Source organism: Sphingopyxis sp. (assembly GCF_035998905.1).
Classification (GTDB): Bacteria; Pseudomonadota; Alphaproteobacteria; order Sphingomonadales; family Sphingomonadaceae; genus Sphingopyxis.
In genome coordinates this window covers 145,921-164,250 of sequence record NZ_DASYHG010000015.1, presented here as the reverse complement: position 1 = coordinate 164,250, position 18,330 = coordinate 145,921, and the positions used below count along the sequence as shown (strand labels likewise).

The window sequence follows — 18,330 nt, the reverse complement described above, 5'->3', positions numbered from 1 at the left end:
CGTCAGACGATATCGCTCGTTGCGCCTTCGGGCGACCAGAGATGTGCGGCGAGGCGGTGCAGCGCGCGCGACAAGGTGCGGCGATCGATCGTCCCGCCGAGCGAAATGCGCATCGCTTTCGGTGTCTCCGGGGCCACCGCGAAGCGGTCCGACGGCACCGCCGACAGCCCGTCGAGTGCGAGCGCGGCGGCGAGCGTGTCGGGATGGCTGTCTTCGGCGAGCGGCAGCCAGAGGTGATAGCCCTGCGGGTGCGCGGTGTGGCGCGTCTCGCCGAGCACCGTGTGCGCGAGTTTTTGCCGCCACGCCGCTTCCTTGCGTACCGCGCCGACCAGCGCGTCGAAGCGTCCGTCGGCTAGCCACAATGAGATCATCGCGGCGTTGAGCGGCGGCGCCATTACTGCGCTTTCGTGCTGGAAGGATGCGAGCTGCATCGCCTGCGCGACGCCTGGCGCACGGACAAAGGCGACGCGCAGCGCGGGCGAGACGATCTTTGCCATGCTTGCGGCATACCAGCCGATTTCGGGCGCGAAGCTTGTGATCGCGGGAAGGGGCGCGTCTGGCAGCAGGCCGTAGGCGTCGTCTTCGATGATCTGGACGCCCGCATCCCGCGCCCATGCTGCGATGGCCTTTCGTTCGGCGTGTGGGATCGTCACGGCGGTCGGGTTGTCGTTGGTCGGGACGACATACAGCGCGCGCAGCGGCGCGTCGGCGTGTGCCGCCTCCAGCGCGTCGGCGGTCATCGCCGCGAGCGGGACCAGCGTCACACCGATCCGGCGCGCGATCGCGCGAAAGCCCGGATAGACATAAAGCCCGCACGCGACGCGGTCGCCGGGCTTCAGGATCGTCGACGCGATTGCGTGCAGCCCGTTTTGGGCGCCCGCGCCGACGATGATCTGCTCGACGTCGGACGCAAGGCTCGTGCGCGCCAGCAATGCGGCGCCGGTCTCGCGATCGGCGGCGCTGCCGCCCGGCCGCTGGTAATGGAGCCGCGCGAGGCCGTCGCCGCGCGCCAAGGTAGCGAGCGCTGCGGTCATCGCCTCGACTAGCTGGCTTCCGGCCGCGATCGGCGGGCTGTTCATCGCGATGTCGCTCTGTGCTGCGGTCGCGATCTCGCCCGTCCGCGCATCCTCGCTGATGAAGCTGCCGGCGCGGCCGCGCGCGACGATCAGGCCGCGCTGGCGCGCGAGGTCATACGCCTTGGTCACGGTGGTGAGGTCGATGCCGAGCTGCGCGGCAAGGTCGCGCTGCGGCGGCAGGCGGTCGCCGTGCCGCAGCTCGCCGCGCGCAACCGCGGCGGAGATCGCCGCGGTCACCGCTTTATATTTGGGACCCGCGGCGCCCGCGATATCGGGCGCCCATGCGTCACTCGCCACGCCGCTTGTCCGCCTCGTGCCTTTCGCGTGCATTCAGTTTCGCCCACAGATGCTCGGTCCCCGATTCCTGCGCCTTGTTCACATATTGCGAGGCGACCAGCCAGCCCTTGATCGGCCGCAGCGGCAGCACGCAGCCGATGACCATGATCGGGATCGAGAAGACCAGATGGACCCACAGCGGCGGGCTATAGGCGATCTGCAACCAGACGATCACGAAGGTCAGCGGAAAGGCGACTATACATTGTGAAAAAAAGGCGGGGCCGTCGTCGGGCGCCGCAAAACTGAAGTCGAGCCCGCAATGCTCGCAGCGCTCGGCGAGCTTGAGCCAAGAGCGGAACATATGGCCTTTGCCGCATTCGGGGCATTTCCCGTTCCATCCCGCCCACAGGATCCAGCGCAGCTTTTCATTGCCGACGTCACCGCTTGTCATTCTTGCCTCCAACGGCCGCATGAAATGCCATGCAGAATGTATATGATACCGGACGATCAGAGAGAGAAGTGGGGAAGTTTCTCGTTAAAATATAGTATTTTATATGCATCAAAGTGTGAAATGAATGGTATAATGTGAGTATGAATCCATACATATGAAGTCTGAATATCGGCCAATTGCCCTGCATTCGTGCACCTCGGGAAATGCCGAACGAGCCGCGCAAATCCGCCATCGTTTACGCCGCTTTTACCAGTTCCGGTGCATGACAAGGGCCGATGTTTGCGACTGGGGATAGATGATGGACAGCATGCGCGGCCTGCTTTCGGGTAGCCATGGCCAGGATGATGGCGCGATCGATGCGCCCGCGGTCGTCGGTGTCGACGAGCGGCGGATGCAGGTGCGCGCCTATAATTACTGGGCTTCGCTGCTCGCCGACCGCGCCTATCCCTCGGTCGAGGATCTCGACCTCGACGGCGCCGATTTCGGGCCGCATTCGGTGCTGCTCGATTTCACTGCGGGCGTCGAAAATCCGGGTCTCGCCTTCCTTGGCGACCGGCTGCGCGAAGAATCGCAGATCGACGAGGATGTTCATTACATCAGTCAGATTCCGGGGCGTTCGCTGCTGTCGCGGCTGACCGACCATTATCTCCAGATCATCGCCAACCGCGCGCCGATCGGCTTCGAGGCCGAATTCGTCAACGATCGCGGCGTGACGATCATGTACCGCGGCATCTTGCTGCCCTTTTCGTCCGACGACGACACGATCGATTTCATCATGGGCGTCATCAACTGGAAGGAAGCGGTTCCCGCCGACGAGGCCGAGGAGCTGCAGCTTTCGGTCGAGCAGGCGCTGCGGAGCGCCGCTCCGCTGACCGCACCCGTGCCGGTCTGGGCCGATGGCCCCGATTCGGGGCATTTCGACGACGATGCCGTCCCGGGTTTTGCGGCGCTGGCCGATGCTTTGGATATCCATGCCGGTGCCGAGCTCGTGGCCGTCACCGATGAAGATACGACCGGGCCCGGCGACGATGCCGAGCTCGCCGACTGGCTGGCGCTGGCGCGCGAAACCGCCGAACGGGCACTCGCCGCCGATAGCCGCAGCCGCGGCGCGCTATACCAGGCGGTCGGCAAGGCATGGGATTTCGTGCTCGCCGCCGAACAGCAGCCTGATGCCTTTGCCGCCTTGCTCGACGACGCCGGGCTGAAGGCGCAGGATCGCGCTCCGATGACGCCGGTCGTGAAGCTCGTTTTCGGCGCCGCCTATGACAAGACGCGGCTTGCTGAATATGCCTGTGTGCTCGGGCACGCGAAAGAAGAGCGGGTCGGCCGCGGCGCGCTTGCGGCCTATCTCGATCGCTATCCGGGCGGGCTCAAGGGGCTGGTCAAGGATGCGCGCGCGCGGCGCAAGCCGTCGAAGGAAAGCAGCGACCGCCCGGACGAAAAGCTCGAGGCGCTGCGCCGGGCGCACCCCGCGCTGATCCTCGAACATGACGCCGGCGATGCAGAATTCGTCGTGCTGATCGCGCGCGCGATGCCCGGCGGCCATATCGGAATCGTCGCCAAGGCGGCAGAGGATCCGGCGCTCGTGGCGAAGCTTGCGAAGAAGGCGGTTCCGATTACGTCGGGCGTGTGAGCGCCGGCTGAGAGCGTTCACGCAACAGACAAACCCAAAATTGAAATAATTTTACGCGGAGCAGCGAACGAGGCCTTGAGCCGCGCGCGCGTCGGGCGCATAGGGGGCGGAGCGAACGGACCCCCGCCGATCGTCGGCTGGGATCCCCCTCTTTTGGTTCGGGATGCTGCACTTTATGCCTGAAATTACGTCCGACACGCCGGAAACGGACACCCCCACCGCCTCCATCGCCAAAGTTCCCCCGAAAATCGCCGCCGCCTACCTGGCCGCGCTGCGTGGAAGCGCGCTGCCGGGTGAGGGCGACGATATGGACAAGGGCGCGCTTGCCGACGCGAGCCAGTTCGCCGCGCGCGCTGCGCTCGAGCGCGCCGCCGAAACGCCGTCGCTGCTCCTCGAGCCGATCGCGGCTGACGGAACCGACCGCCGCATGCGCCTCGTCATCATCAATGACGACATGCCCTTCCTCGTCGATTCGACCTCGCAGGTCGTCGCGTCGCAGGGTCTTGCCGTGCACCGCATCCTGCACCCCGTCGTCGCGGTGAAGCGCGACGCAAAGGGTCATTTGCAGGAAGCTGGCGACGGACAAACCCGCGAATCGGTCATCTATATGGAACTCGAGCGCGGCGACGCACGGGCGCGGCGGCGGTTGCTCGACGCGGTCGAGGCGGCGCTGCGCGACGTGCGCGCGGCGGTCCGCGACTGGCGCGCGATGCGTGCCGCGATGCTCGCCGATGCCGCGATGCGCGTCGAGGGCGAGGCGGCCGAACTGCTGCGCTGGTTCGAGGGCGGGGCGATGACCCAGCTTGGCCATGAATGGCGCACGCGCGACGGCAAGGTGGAGGGTCCGCTCGGCATCAGCGAAAGCGCTGATGGCCAGCTCCTGTCGCCCGCAGCGCTCGAAGCGGCCTTCGCCTGGTTCGACAACGGAGGCACAGCCCCGCTGCTGATCAAGTCGAACCGCCTGTCAGCGGTGCACCGCCGCGTTTTGCTCGACCTCGTCGTCGTTCCCGAGATGAAGGGCAAGAAAGTCGAGCGCCTGTCGATCCATGCCGGCCTTTGGACCAGCGCCGCGCTCTCGGCGCGCCCCGACAAGGTGCCTGTGCTGCGCGCCCAGCTTGAGGCGCTGATGGCGAAGTTCGGCTTCGACCCGACGGGGCATGCGGGCAAGGCGCTTGCGCACGCGCTCACGGCGCTGCCGCACGATTTGCTGATCGCGTTCGACGCGGCCTCGCTCGAAGAGCTGGTGCTCACTTCGATGTCGATCACCGACCGGCCACGGCCGAAGCTGGTGACGGTGCGCAGCGCGCTGGGGCGCCACCTGTTCGTGTTCGTCTGGTTGCCGCGCGACGAAGTGTCGACCGGCCGGCGTCTCGCTGTCGAAACGATGCTTGTCCGCGAAGCGAAGGCGGGCGTGATCGGCTGGACGATGGTGCTCGAGGATGGCGGTGCGGCGCTCCTGCGCTACACGCTCGACCTGCGCAGCGGCGGGGTCGTCCCCGATACCGAAGCTCTCAACGCCCAGCTCGAACAGATGGTGCGCGGCTGGCAGCCCGAGGTCGAGGCAGCGCTCGCGAAGCGCGGCGACGCCGGCCGCGCGGCCGCGCTCGCGGCGCGCTTCGGCCCGCTGTTCCCGCCCAATTATCGCAACCTCTATAATCCCGAGGAAGCCGCGCGCGACATCCTGCGCCTGCGCGATCTCGACGCCGAAAACCCGCGCAGCGTGCGCCTCGCCCGCAAGAGCCTCGACGGCGACGATCGCCTCCGGCTAAAAGTCTATAGCGCGGCGGGACCGCTCGCGCTGTCCGACGTCGTACCCGCGCTCGAACATTTCGGTTTCGAGGTGCTCGAAGAAATCCCGACCGCGCTCCATGGCCGCGCCGCCGGAGCCGAAGGCGACGACGAGCTGCCGATCGTGATCCACGATTTCACGCTGCGCCTGCCCGCGAATGTCGACGAGCTCGCGCTGCTTCCCTACGCCGAAGTGCTCGAAGGCGCGATCGCCGCGGTGCTCGACGGCCGCGCCGAAAATGACGCGTTCAACGAACTGGTGCTGACCAACCAGACCGATCCCGGTGCGATCGTCTGGCTGCGCGCGTGGTTCCGTTACCTGCGCCAGGGCGGCTCGGCCTACGGCATGGACACGGTCGTCAGCGCGCTGCGCCACGCCCCCGCGCTGACCGCCGCGCTGATCGACCGCTTCCGCGCGCTCCACGACCCGAAGGCCCGCGATGCCAAGCGCGCCGAGGCGCTCGAAGCCGACATCATGGCGGGCTTTGCCGACATCAAGTCGATCGACGAGGATCGCATCCTGCGGCTCTTCCATGCGGTGATCGGCGCGACGCTGCGCACCAACGCCTTTGCGCCCGCCGCTGCAGAAGCGCTGGCGTTCAAGATCGATTCGAGCCTTGTCCCCGGCCTGCCCAAACCGCTGCCCTGGCGCGAGGTCTGGGTCTATTCGCCGCGCGTCGAAGGCACGCACCTGCGCGCCGGCCCGGTCGCACGCGGCGGGCTGCGCTGGTCCGACCGCCGCGACGACTTCCGCACCGAGATCCTCGGACTGATGAAGGCGCAGCGCGTCAAGAACGCCGTCATCGTGCCGACCGGTGCGAAGGGCGGCTTCTATCCGAAGGCGCTGCCCGATGCGTCGATCGACCGCGATGCCTGGTTCGCCGAAGGCACCGAATGCTATCGCATCTTCATCCGTTCGCTCCTATCGATCACCGACAATCTGGTGGGCGGCAAGGTCGTGCATCCGAAGGGCGTTGTGATCCACGACGGTGACGATCCCTATTTCGTTGTCGCCGCGGACAAGGGCACCGCGACCTTCTCCGACGTTGCCAATGCGCTCGCGATGGAACGCGACTTCTGGCTCGGCGATGCGTTCGCGAGCGGCGGGTCGAACGGCTATGACCACAAGGCGATGGGCATCACCGCCAAGGGTGCGTGGCTGTCGGTCCGGCGCCACTTCGCCGAAATGGGCGTCGATGTGCAGACCGACACGATCCGCGTCGCCGGCTGCGGCGACATGTCGGGCGACGTGTTCGGCAACGGCATGCTGCTGTCGAAGGCGATCCAGCTCACCGCGGCGTTCGACCACCGCCATATCTTCCTCGACCCCAATCCCGACCCGGCGAAAAGCTGGAAGGAACGCGAGCGGATGTTCAATCTGCCGCGCTCATCCTGGGCCGACTATAACGCCAAGCTGATTTCGAAGGGCGGCGGCATCTTCCCGCGCAGCCAGAAGAGCATTCCTTTGAGCCCCGAGGTGCAGGCGCTGCTCGGCCTTTCGGTCTCCGAAATCGACCCGGTGTCGCTCATTTCGGCGATCCTCAAAGCGCCGGTCGACCTCCTCTGGTTCGGCGGCATCGGCACCTATGTGAAGGCCGCAAGCCAGAACAACGCCGAAGTCGGCGATCCGGCGAACGACGCGCTGCGCGTCGATGCCGAGGACCTGCGCGTGAAGGCGGTCGGTGAGGGCGCCAATCTCGGCGTCACGCAGGCCGCGCGCATCGCCTTCTCGGCGAAGGGCGGGCGGATCAACACCGACTTCATCGACAATAGCGCGGGCGTCGACTGCTCGGATAATGAGGTCAATATCAAGATCGCGCTCAACCGCGAAATGGCCGAAGGCCGCTTGAGCCAGGAAGATCGTGACGCGCTGCTCGTGCGGATGACCGACAATGTGTCGGAGCTGGTGCTCGAGGACAACCGGCTCCAGGCGCTTGCGCTGTCGATCGCCGAAAAGGGCGGATCGGCCGCGGTGCCGTCGCTCGTCCGGCTGATGGAGACGTTCGAGGCGTCGGGCCGGCTCGACCGCAAGGTCGAGGGGCTCGCCGCTAACGACGAGCTGCTCCGCCGTGCCGCTGAAGGGCGCGGGCTGACGCGGCCCGAACTCGCGGTGCTGCTGTCGACCGCGAAGCTCGCGCTGCAGGATGCGATCGAACATAGCGATCTTCCTGACGATCCGGCGCTCGGCAGCGACCTTGCGGCCGCCTTCCCCGACGAGATGCAGCGTGATTTCGCGCAGGCGATCGCCGATCACCAACTGCGCCGTGAAATCATCGCGACGAAGATCGCGAACCGGATCATCAACCGCATGGGCATCGTCCATCCGTTCGAGCTGGTCGAAGAGGAAGGCTGCGCGCTCGGCGACATCGCCGCGGCGTTCGTCGCGGTCGAACGGCTGCTCGAAATACCTGCGATCTGGGACGCGCTCGACGCGGCGAAGATCGACGAATCCGTCCGCCTCTCGCTCTTCGCGCAGGCGGCGTCGGCGATGACCTCGCAAATGGCGGACCTGCTGCGCGTGACGCAGACGTTGTCGCAGCCCGGACCCGTCGTCGCGCGGCTCGAGCCCGGCGTCGACCGCCTGACGGCGGGCGTCGATACGCTGCTCAGCCCGTCGGTGAAGCGCCAGTGGGACATGCTCGCGCAGCAGCTTCTCGACGCCGGCGCGCCCGAGGCGCTGACCGCTTCGGTCGTCCGTCTGTTCAAGACCGATGGCGCGATCGGCATCGTCGACCTCGCCGAACGGCGCGGCGACGACGAGATCGCGGTGACGCACGCCTTCACGCATCTGGGTGAGGCACTCGGGCTCGACTGGGCGCAGACGCTGGCGGCGCATATGAGCCCCGCCGATCCGTGGGAACGCCTGCTGGTCAACAGCCTGGCGCGCGATTTCCAGCAGATGCGCCTGACTTTCCTCGCAGGGCTGCCGAAGGGCGACCTCGACGCGGCGGTGACCAAATGGCTCGCCGACCATGCGCCGCGGGTCGAGCAATTCCGTGCAACGGTCGACCGCGCGCGGATGATACCGAGCCCCAATGGTGCGATGCTGTCGCACATTGCGGGGCAGGCGCGCGGGTTGCTGGGGAGGTAAATGCCTTTCCAGCCCCGCGTCGCGATCCTCGTCCCGGCCCCCGACTATTACGAGAAGTGGCAGCCCGCCTTTGCCCGCAAGGCGGCGGCGCTGACCGCGGCCGGGCTGATCGTCGAGCAAAGGGCGTGGACCGACCCCGGCGATCTCGCGGGCTATGACCTCGTGCTGCCGCTCTTCGCGTGGGGCTATCAGCGCGATGTTGCGGGCTGGTACGCTTTGCTCGACCGGCTCGAGGCCGAAGCGCTGCCGGTCGCCAATCCGGTGCCGGTGCTGCGCTGGAACAGCGACAAGGCTTATCTCGCGCAGCTCGGCACGAAGGGCGTGGCCGTCGTGCCGACGGTCGAGGTTGCGGCGCTCGACGATGCGAGCCTGGCTGCGGCGATGTCCGAACTCGCGATCGGCGAGGCGGTGATCAAACCCGCTATCTCGGGGGGCGCCGACGGTACGCACCGCATCACGGCGGGCGAGGCAATCCCGGCCGATGCGCACGGACAGCGCCGCCTCGTCCAGCCGCTGATGCCCGGCATCCTGACCGAAGGCGAATATTCGCTGTTCTTCTTTGCGGGGAAATTCAGCCACGCGATCGTCAAACGTCCCGCGTCGGGCGATTTTCGCGTGCAGGAGCAGTTCGGCGGCCGCGAGACGGTGTGGGTAGCAAGCGAGGCCGCGTGGGAACTAGCCGCCGCCGCACTCGCCGCAGCCCCCGCCGCGCCGGTCTATGCGCGCGTCGACATGGTCGGCGACGCGGCGGGCAAGCTGCACATCATGGAGCTCGAACTGATCGAGCCTTCACTGTTCCTGCATCATGCGCCCGACAAGGGCGCGGCGTTCGGATCGGCTGTCTACGCCGCCATCTAGTCGGCGCGCATCCGCCATAGCCATTGGCGGATCGCCGAGGTCAGGTTGGGGGGATCGTCCGCCTCCATCCGCTCGACATCGATCCGCGCGACGAGCGCGTTGACGGGCAAGGCCTGCTGCGCGGCGGCAGCCTCGAGCGCGTCCCAGAACATCGGTTCGAGGCTGATCGAGGTCGGATGACCGGCGATCGTGACCGACCGTTTGACGGGGGGATGGAGGGGGTTGGGCATCGTCTGACGTTAGCGCCCAAACCGGCGACGGCAAAGCCGCCGCCGGGGCCTGTCCCCGTCAATACATATGTTGGCCGCCGTTGATGCTCATCGTCGATCCGGTGACGAATCCGGCATCCTCGCTACACAGGAAGGCGACGCCGCGCGCGATTTCGTCGGCCTGGCCGAGGCGCCCGACGGGGATTTTCGCGACGATCTTTTCGAGCACGGGCGCGGGCACCGCGGCGACCATGTCGGTGTCGATATAGCCCGGCGCGATCGCATTGACCGTCACGCCCTTCTTCGCACCTTCCTGCGCCAGCGCCTTGGTAAAGCCGTGGATGCCCGATTTGGCGGCGGCGTAATTAACCTGGCCATACTGGCCCGCCTGCCCGTTGATCGACCCGATGTTGACGATGCGGCCCCAGCCGCGCTCGACCATGCCGCCGAAGGTCGCCTTCGCCATGTTGAAGCAGCCGCCGAGGTTGACGCGCATCACATCGTCCCAGTCGTCGTAGCTCATGCGGGCGAGCGTGCCGTCGCGGGTGATCCCGGCGTTGTTGACGACGATATCGACCGGGCCGAATTCCTCGGCGATTCGCGCGCAGCTGTCGAGGCACGCCTGATGGTCGCCGACATCCCATTTGATGGCCGCGATGCCCGTGCGATCGGTGAACTCGCGGGCCTTTTCGTCGTTACCGCCATAGTTGGCGACGACGGTGACACCTTGCTCCTTGAGTTTCAGGGAAATGGCTTCCCCGATGCCGCGGCTGCCACCGGTAACGATTGCGATACGTGCCATAAATCCAGCTCTCCCACAGAGTTATGGCTCCATGACTAGGCCGCGCCGACGACGGCCGCAAGTTGACCGGAACGTCAATCGCAAAGCTATGCAGAGGACTTTCGGCGCTAGTTGCTGATCTGCACACGGATCTTTGAAAAGTCGCCGATCGCAAGGTCGGCCTTGTCGAGCGTCACCACCAGATTGTCACCGTCGCCGAACCGCCGGCTCATCAGCCCGCTGGTGGGCAGTTCGATCAGCACGGCATCGCGATCCTCGTCAAAATCGGCGATATGGCGAAATGGTTCGTGGCCTATCGCGGCCATCTCGCGCGCGGCGAGTTCCTGCCACCAGGGTTCGTAGAGCGCACGCGCCGGGGCCGAAAGATGGTCCGGGTTGGCGCACCAGGCATGTTTGGCGCGGTCGAACAGCATCGTCTGGTAATCATGGACCCAAAGGTCCGCGTCAGCGCGGTGCGTCGTGAGCGGCAGGGCGATCGTTTCGATCCGCTCGGCGCCCGTTTCAGGGTCGATCGTGCGAACCGTCGTTGCCCAGCGGATCGCGTGCAGCGCCGCCATCACCGCCGTCGCGTCGCCCGCCGCAAAGGCGTCGCGTGCGGCGCTGTCGTGGACGATCGCGATAATCTCGCGCGCACGCTCGACCGCCTCGCGATTGATCGCGGCGCGGCGTTTTGCTTCGTCGGCCTCCTCGTCGCTTGCGGCGGCGGGAGACGCATCCTCCCTTGCCAGCTCACCGAGCCGCATCTCGAGCAGCGCGATCATCGCGGTCATGCTGCCCCAGTCGAAGGGGTGGAATGCCGGGTCGGCGATGTCGTAGCCGCGATCATACAGCGCACGGCCGGGTTCGTCGGCGTCACCTACTTCGCGCGGATCGGCTTCGCCCGGCCGGGCGGCGACAAGGTCGACGGGCCATTCGGGAAAGGCGCGGACGGCAAAGGATGCAAGGTCGCCGGTCCCAAGACCGCCATAGGGCGCGAACCAGCCCTCGGGGTCGTTGAGGGCGAAGGGCGGCGAAACGGGCGCACCCGCATCGCGCAGGTGCAGCACGCGCATATCCGGTTTGCGCCGATGGATGAAGAAGGCGAGCGTGCCGTCGCGCGGCCCCAGCCCGCCCCACAGCGCGCGCGGCAGGCCGGCGCAATCGATCTGGGCGAGGAAATCGGCCGGCTGGTCGTCGATCTTCGGCCATTCGGTTCCGGCGGGCAGCCGCGGACGGCCGCCGAGCCAGCTCGTCGTCGATATCGCGTCGCGCGGCGGAATCTGCGGAACGAGCCGTAACGTCACCGTGTCGGTATCCGGTTTTTCAAGCCCGACAGGCCGCGGCGCGGTGTCGGGACTCGATTTTTCCAGCCGGACTACCTGCCGTTCGATGTCGGCGACGTGCGATTCAAGCGCGGTTTCGGCCGCCGCGGGCTCGACTTCCGGCGTCGGGGCGACGGGATCGTCGTCCCATTCGATCGCAGGCGGGTGCTCCAGCGGCGCCTTGCCGCTGACGCGTGCGAGCCGCGACGGGGCGATTTCGACATGTTGCAGCTCGGGATTCGTCTTGCGTGACAGGCGTGGCAGGCGGCTTTCGCCCGGCGTTCGCGGCGCGGCGTGTGCGGAGCGCGGGCGGCGCAACCACCAGACGACGAAGGCGATCGCGAGGAAGGCCAGGGTAAAGAGGACCAGCTTCAACGCGGCCGATTCGACCTGGTTCATCGCATATCTCCAAGCGGCGCGGCCGCCGTTTCGGCGCCGGGCCGGATGAATTTAGCGCATGGACCTAAACAGTTGGTAAGCGGGAACGGTCAGAGCCAGCCCGCGAGTTCGCGGCGCACCAGCGCTTCGATCATCGCCGACCCCGGCGCCCCGGCGTTGAGGCAGGCGAGGTAGGCGAAGCGTTTGCCGCCCGCAGCCTCGAACTGATGCTTGCCGCGGATCGCGAGTTCTTCGAGCGTTTCAAGGCAATCGGCCGCAAAGCCCGGCGCGAAGACCGCCACGCTCCGTCCTTCGCGGCCCAATTGTTCGAGACGCGCATCGGTCGCGGGTTCGAGCCATTTGGCGCGGCCGAAGCGCGACTGGAATGCGACCTCGACCGGGCGGCCGAGCGCGTCCGACAGCAGGCGCGCGGTCGCCTGGCACTGACAATGATAGGGATCGCCCAGATGCAACGTGCGTTCGGGCATGCCATGAAAGCTCGCGAGCAGCACGTCGGGCGTGAAATCGAGCGCGGCAATCCCGGCTTCGACCGATGTTTTCAGCGCACCGAGGTAGGCGGCATCGTCGTGATATGGCGGCACGAAGCGTAGCGCCGGTTGCCAGCGCAGGGTCTTCAGATGGCTGCCCACGGCATCGACCACCGTTGCCGTCGTTGCGGCACAATATTGCGGATAGAGCGGCGCGATCAGGATGCGCCGGCATCCTGCGGCGGTCAGCGCGTCGATCGCCGGACCGATGGCGGGCTGACCATAGCGCATGGCGTGGGCGACTATCGCCGCGTCGCCGAGTGCCGCCTGCAACGCCTCGCTCTGCGCGCGGGTGATCGCGGCAAGCGGTGACCCTTCGTCGGTCCACACCTGCGCGTAGGCGTGCGCCGACTTTTTCGGGCGGGTGGTCAGGATGAGTCCACGCAGGATCGGCTGCCACAGTATCTGTGGAATTTCGACGACGCGGCGGTCCGACAGGAACTCGGCCAGATAGCGCCGCACTGAGGGCGCATCGGGCGCGTCGGGGGTGCCGAGGTTGACGAGCAGCACGCCGATGCGCCGCGTCGCCAGGTGCGGATGGTCGGGCGGAAGGCTCACAGCGGGTCCGCCGACAGGGGGATGCGGCGGATGCGGCGGCCGGTCGCGGCGAACATCGCATTGGCGATCGCGGGCGCGACGACGGGTACCGCGATCTCGCCCAGCCCGCCGGGCTCGCGGTCGCTGTCGATGAATTCCACGATGATCTGCGGCGTTTGCGACAGGTCGGGCAGCCCGAGCTGGCCGAATTTGCGCGCGGTCGCGATGCCGCCTTCATAGTCGGTGGTCGCGCCGACCGCAGCGGCAAGGCCGAAGACCAGCCCGCCCTCGATCTGCTGGCGCGCGACCGCCGGATTGACGAGGCGCCCGGCGTCGACGACCGCGACGAGCTGTTCGACCTGCAACCCCCGGTCGCTCTGCCGCGCGGTCGCCATCAGCGCGATATGGCTGCCACGCATCGTGTGACAGGCAAGTCCCTGCGCCGTGCCCGCGAGGCCGCCCTCCCATCCGCCGAGGCTGGTCGCGGTGAGCAGGCAGCGCGCGAGGAGCGGCGCATTGCCGAGCATCGCCATGCGATAGGACAGCGCGTCGGTTCCCGCGCGCGCCGCCATTTCGTCGACGAAGCATTCGGTGAAAAAGGCGGTGTAGCTGTCGGCATTGCCGCGCCAGCGCCCGGTCGGCAGGCCGATGTCGGCGGGGCAATGATCGACCGCGCGGTGGCGGATGGCATAGTTCGACGCGGCGCCTTCGACCGCGGCGGCATCGGCGTTGCCTGCCGCGGCGCGCTGCGCAATGTCGGCGGGCGCATTGTCGAACAGGCGCGCGCGAACCTCGTGATTCGTCGGCGGCACCGCGATGCGCGTCACCAGCGCGTCGATCCCTCCCGCGGCGTCGAGCGTCGCGGTGAGCTTTGCCCGCGCCGGCGCGCGGGGGGGCAGGCGCATGATCTCCTCGGCGCGCGACCAGGCGAGCTGGACCGGGCGTTTGATTTGCAGCGCGATGATCGCCGCCTGCACCGCGACACTATGGTCGAGGCACGCGTCGAACGATCCGCCCGCCATCATCGGGAACAGCGTGACATTCGCAGGTGCCAGCCCGGTGGCGTCGGCGATCGCGTCGCGGCACTGTGCGGGGGCTTGCGTCGCGACCCAGACGCGCAGCCCGCCGCCGTCTGGTGCCGCAGTGGCGGTGCGCGTTTCGATCGCGGCATGAAGCGCGGGGGCGACGGCATATTCGGCCGCGACCTTCGTACGCCCCTCCATCGCTTCGGCGACATCGCCCTCGCTCGAAATGCGATAGCCGTCGCCCTTCAGCGCGGCCTTCAGCGCCTTGTCGATCCGATCCGACGAAATCGGCGCGCCGTCGGTTTCGAATACCGGCGCGAAGCGGTCGAGCGCGCGGTTCGCCGCCCACCAGTTGCGCGCGACCGCGGCGACCCAGCGATCGTGCGTGACGACGTGCAACAGGCCGGGCGAAGCGAGCCCCTTCTTGCGGTCGATGCCCTTCAGCTGCGTCGCGCCCAGCGGGCCCTGGCGGATCGCGGCGAACACCATGTCGGGCAGGCGGATGTCGCCCGCATAATTGGCCGACCCGTCGACCTTGGCCGGCAGGTCGAGCCGCGTGAGTTCCTTGCCGTAGAGCGGATCGGCGCTGCTCGCGCGGAAGACGGGTTCGGCGGGCGGTTCGAGCAGCGCCGCCGCGGCGGCAACGTCGCCGAAGCGGAGGCGTTTCTTGCCGAAGGTGACGAAGCCGTCGTGGGTATCGCATTGTTCCCAGTCGGCGTCCCAGCGCTTCGCTGCCGCCATCATCAACAGCACGCGCGCCTGCGCCGCCGCGGCGCGGCACGGCCCCTCGAACATGCGCACCGACGAGCTGTTCGCGGTGAGCATCACCGCGTGGCGCACCGCCCATTCGCGGCGGACCCAGCTGCGCACGTCGGACACGAAATCGGGGACGCCCGCGCGCGGTGTGAAGACGGCACTATCCTCGTCGACGAGCAGCGTGTTGGTGTAGAGCGGGTTGATCGGCGCGGTCTCGACCGCGATCGTCCGCCAGTCGGCGCCGAGCTCGTCGGCCATGATCTGCGGCAACAGCGTCGTGACGCCCTGGCCCATTTCGCATTGCGGGACGATCGCGCTGATATGCCCGTTATCGCCGATCTTCAGGAAGGCGTTGAAGATATGCTCGTCGGGCGCGGCGGTCAGGTTGGGCTGGTAATCGCGCGGCCACAGGCTCCACGCGATGGCAAGCCCGCCCGCCGCGGTCGCGCCGACCAGCATCTGGCGGCGGCTGACGTGCGGCAGGCGCGATTTGTTTTTCCCCACAGTGTCGCGAATGCCGGCCATGCCCGCTGCTGATAGTCGGCGCGAGTCGGCGAGGCAAAGGCTTTTGGAATGCGCGTCCGTACGGGGTGCGCGACTATTTCTCCGACAAGGCGAAGTCGACGCGGACCGAAACCTGCGATTCGTTCACCCCGGGATTGAAGGGCGGCGCGGCCGATTGCGCGACAGCCCGGTTCGCCGCGGCGTCCATTTCGTAATAGGGCATCGGAGGCGAAGTCTCTCCGCCATCGCGGATCGTCAGCACGCGGTCGATCTTGAGCCCCGCGGCGCCCGCATAGGCGTCGGCGCGCGCCCGCGCGGCGCGATAGGCGGCGGCATAGGCCGATTTGGTCGCGGCCTCCTGATCGGACACGCGCAGCGTCGGACCCGACAGGACGTTGGCGCCTGCCTCTGTCGTCGCGGCGACCGCTTCGCCCGCCTTGTCGACCGCGCGCATCCGCACCTCGACCTGGTTGACCGCTTCATATTTTCCCTTGTTGGCGCCCCAGTCGATTCGGTCCACCGTCAGCTGGCGCGTCTGGAGGTCCTTGCCCGCGACGCCGAACGCCTTCAGCGCCTCGGTCACCTTGGTCATCGTTTCGTTGTTTTTCTGCGTGGCGGCTTCCGCCGACGGTGCGATCGTACTCACCCCGGCGGTGAAGCGCGCCTCGTCGGGCTTCGTTTCGGAGCGACCAGTCGCCGAGACCGACAGCAGGGTTTCGTCATGCCCGACCCCGCGCGGGTCGGGCGCCTTTTCGCTGCACGCGCCGAGCGCAAACAGCGGGACGAGCATAAGGGTCTGGCAGCGCATATTTTTTCTCCCGTTCGATGCGGGGGGAGCGCATGGCGGGCGAATCGGTTCCCTACCAGCCCCAGGGCGCTGGCGGCGGCGTGACCGGCTTGGCATAATCGAACGCGACGCGAAAATGCCGCCCCTGCCGGTCGAGGCCATAGGTGAAGCCCGTTCCGGTCGTTTCGACAGACCAGATGTTGGTCGTCGAAACGCTGCGGCCGGTGCGTTCGAACATCGCGATCGATTCGGCATCGACTGGAAAGGTCTGGCGCGTCGCCGTCCCGGCATCGGCGGTGTCGCCGCCATAAAGCGTGACCTCATCGGGCTTGCCGTCGGCGTGGCGATGGTCGTGCTTCAGGCGAAGCCCGGTTGCCGTGCGGCTGACGATCCATGTGCGCGAGCGGTCCCAGCCGCCATCGGGGCCGAGTCCGTCGATATGGAAGGGGATTTCGATGCGCTGGGCGGTGCAATGGCGGATGTGCATCACCATCGCCTTGCCGCGCATCTCGGCATCGGCCTCCTGATCGCTCGCGAGGCGGCCGGCATAGGCCTTGCCGCAGCGGGCGGCGAGCGCGTCGAAAAAGGCGTCCTGCGGATTCGCGTTCGTCGGCGTCGTTGCGCATCCTGCAAGCAGCGACGCGGCGAACAGCGGTAGCGCGGCCCTCACTTGAGCAGGCCGAGGCGCGGGATTTCGATCTTCGGGCAACGGTCCATGACGACGGTCAGCCCGGCGGCATCGGCGCGTTTCGCCGCGGCTTCGTTGATCACCCCAAGCTGCATCCACACCGCCTTGGCGCCATGGACGATCGCCTCGTCGACCGCGGCGCCCGCGTCTTCGCTGTTGCGGAAGATGTCGACGAGCTCGGCGGGCGGCTCGACGTCGGCGAGCGTCGCAACGACCGGGGCACCCTGGATCGTCTTGCCGGCGTGCCCTGGATTGACCGCAATCACGTCATGGCCCTGACTTACGAGAAAGGCGAGGACGCCGTTCGAAGCGCGGGCGGGATTGGGTGAAGCACCGACGATGGCGATACGGCGTTTTTGGCCGAGCAACTCGCGAATCTCGCCTTCGTCGTTGATCGCCATCATTTGCCCTTTCGTGCTTGCAGCCAGTCGGCCACCTTCGCCGCTATCGCATGGAATGGTTCGCCCGCATGATCGGTTCCCGCCGCCGGCGGCACACCGCCGTCGCTGGCGAGGCGGATGCCCATCGACAGCGGCACACGGCCGAGGAAGTCGAGCCCCATCGTGCCCGCCGCCGCCTCGGCGCCGCCGCAACCGAACGGGTCGCTGACCTCGCCGCAATGCGGGCAGGCATAGCCCGCCATATTCTCGACCAGCCCGATGATCGGCACATCGGCCTGTTCGAACAGGCTGACCGCGCGCGTCGCGTCCATCAGCGCAAGGTCCTGCGGTGTCGAGACGATCACCGCGCCCGCCGGCTTGTGGCGCTGGATCATCGTCAGCTGGACGTCGCCGGTGCCCGGCGGCAGGTCGACGACGAGCGTGTCGATATCGCCCCAGCTTGCGTCGACGAGCTGTTCGAGCGCTTTGCCCGCCATCGGCCCGCGCCACGCGATTGCCTGTCCCGGCGCCGCGATCTGTCCGGTCGAGAGCATCGGTACGCCATAGGCGTTGGGAACGGGCGCGAGCTTCGATCCGCGCGCTTCGGGTTTGACGCCTTCGCTGTCCATCAGGCGGGGCTGCGAGGGCCCATAGATATCGGCGTCGACCAGCCCGACCTTCACGCCTTGGCGCCGGAGAGCAACCGCAAGGTTCGCGGCGAGGGTCGATTTGCCGACCCCGCCCTTGCCGCTGCCGACCGCGATGATCGTCATCGACTTTTTCTCGGCCGTCATCGCGATGCGCACTTCGCGTACCCCCGCTTCGGCCAGCAGGCCGGCGCGCAGCTTGTCTTCGAGCGGTTTGCGGTCTTCGACCGCCAGTCCCGACACGTCGAGAACGACGGCGAGCAGACCCGAATCGTCGAGCATGCGGAGGCCCGAGGAGCGCCCTTCGCTGAGCTCTGCGGCGGCGGTGGTCAGGCGGGCGATATCGGCGCTTTGTTCGGTCATGTCCGCGCCAGATAGGCATGATTGGCCTGTTTAGCTAGGGTCAGGGTCGGCCCTTCGCACGTTCGAGGTTTGAAGCGATTTTGTTCAGGGCAAGGAAGCAAGGCGAAGGAATATGTCGATATTTCAAGGCTTGCCGACGCAGCCATGGGCAAAATCGGTCAAATCCCGAAGGGACGCCGAAATGGCTTCGATCTCGCCTTCGCGCGGCTTGCCGCTAGAACCACTAGCCGCG

14 protein-coding genes are annotated in these 18,330 nt (G+C 67.3%); 3 read left to right on the top strand and 11 right to left on the bottom strand.

The genetic code is table 11. From position 1 onward, the window contains the following. Positions 1–2: 2 nt before the first annotated feature. Together VGN62_RS06230 and VGN62_RS06225 are read right to left on the bottom strand one after the other, a co-directional pair. Positions 3–1,373 (bottom strand): PLP-dependent aminotransferase family protein, encoded by a 1,371-nt coding sequence (locus VGN62_RS06230; protein ID WP_327451893.1) that lies wholly within the window; start codon positions 1,371–1,373, stop codon positions 3–5. Then, positions 1,363–1,803, bottom strand: a complete 441-nt coding sequence (locus tag VGN62_RS06225) for a DUF983 domain-containing protein (RefSeq protein WP_327451891.1) — start codon at positions 1,801–1,803, stop codon at positions 1,363–1,365. The genes VGN62_RS06230 and VGN62_RS06225 overlap by 11 nt, the downstream gene beginning before the upstream one ends. A gap of 298 nt (positions 1,804–2,101) precedes the next feature. On the opposite strand from VGN62_RS06225, the gene VGN62_RS06220 reads away from it, so the two are divergent. The 3 genes from VGN62_RS06220 to VGN62_RS06210 all read left to right on the top strand — a co-directional run bounded on the left by VGN62_RS06220 (position 2,102) and on the right by VGN62_RS06210 (position 9,173). Next, positions 2,102–3,436, top strand: coding sequence for a hypothetical protein (locus VGN62_RS06220; RefSeq protein ID WP_327451889.1), 1,335 nt, complete (start codon positions 2,102–2,104; stop codon positions 3,434–3,436). A 175-nt stretch (positions 3,437–3,611) separates the two neighbouring features. Further along, positions 3,612–8,315: an NAD-glutamate dehydrogenase gene (locus tag VGN62_RS06215; protein ID WP_327451887.1), complete on the top strand. Its 4,704-nt coding sequence runs from the start codon at positions 3,612–3,614 to the stop codon at positions 8,313–8,315. Next, entirely contained in the window at positions 8,316–9,173 is an 858-nt protein-coding gene (locus VGN62_RS06210; RefSeq protein WP_327451885.1) for a hypothetical protein, read from the top strand. It begins immediately after the preceding gene. On the opposite strand, the gene VGN62_RS06205 is transcribed toward VGN62_RS06210, so the two are convergent. From VGN62_RS06205 to VGN62_RS06165, 9 genes are all read right to left on the bottom strand, one after another. After that, complete coding sequence (locus VGN62_RS06205) at positions 9,170–9,403, bottom strand: ribbon-helix-helix domain-containing protein (protein WP_327451883.1); 234 nt, start codon at positions 9,401–9,403, stop codon at positions 9,170–9,172. The two genes, VGN62_RS06210 and VGN62_RS06205, sit on opposite strands and share 4 nt — an antisense overlap. 58 nt (positions 9,404–9,461) lie before the next feature. Beyond that, the gene (gene phbB, locus VGN62_RS06200; protein ID WP_327451881.1) at positions 9,462–10,184 is read right to left on the bottom strand and encodes an acetoacetyl-CoA reductase; all 723 of its coding nucleotides are present in this window, start codon (positions 10,182–10,184) and stop codon (positions 9,462–9,464) included. Positions 10,185–10,291: 107 nt separating this feature from the next. Next, complete coding sequence (locus VGN62_RS06195; RefSeq protein WP_327451879.1) at positions 10,292–11,884, bottom strand: DUF1963 domain-containing protein; 1,593 nt, start codon at positions 11,882–11,884, stop codon at positions 10,292–10,294. An 89-nt stretch (positions 11,885–11,973) separates the two neighbouring features. Continuing rightward, positions 11,974–12,969 (bottom strand): ferrochelatase, encoded by a 996-nt coding sequence (gene hemH / locus VGN62_RS06190; protein ID WP_327451877.1) that lies wholly within the window; start codon positions 12,967–12,969, stop codon positions 11,974–11,976. Further along, entirely contained in the window at positions 12,966–15,254 is a 2,289-nt protein-coding gene (locus VGN62_RS06185) for a xanthine dehydrogenase family protein molybdopterin-binding subunit (protein WP_327451874.1), read from the bottom strand. Before VGN62_RS06185 ends, hemH begins: the two co-directional genes overlap by 4 nt. Positions 15,255–15,327: 73 nt before the next feature. Beyond that, a complete protein-coding gene (locus VGN62_RS06180; protein ID WP_327451872.1) occupies positions 15,328–16,041 on the bottom strand; it encodes an SIMPL domain-containing protein in 714 nt (237 codons plus the stop codon). A gap of 52 nt (positions 16,042–16,093) precedes the next feature. Then, entirely contained in the window at positions 16,094–16,690 is a 597-nt protein-coding gene (locus VGN62_RS06175) for a hypothetical protein (RefSeq protein ID WP_327451870.1), read from the bottom strand. Further along, complete coding sequence (locus VGN62_RS06170; RefSeq protein ID WP_327451868.1) at positions 16,687–17,109, bottom strand: CoA-binding protein; 423 nt, start codon at positions 17,107–17,109, stop codon at positions 16,687–16,689. The genes VGN62_RS06175 and VGN62_RS06170 overlap by 4 nt, the downstream gene beginning before the upstream one ends. Continuing rightward, positions 17,109–18,098 (bottom strand): Mrp/NBP35 family ATP-binding protein, encoded by a 990-nt coding sequence (locus VGN62_RS06165; protein ID WP_327451866.1) that lies wholly within the window; start codon positions 18,096–18,098, stop codon positions 17,109–17,111. Before VGN62_RS06165 ends, VGN62_RS06170 begins: the two co-directional genes overlap by 1 nt. Positions 18,099–18,330 lie beyond the last annotated feature (232 nt).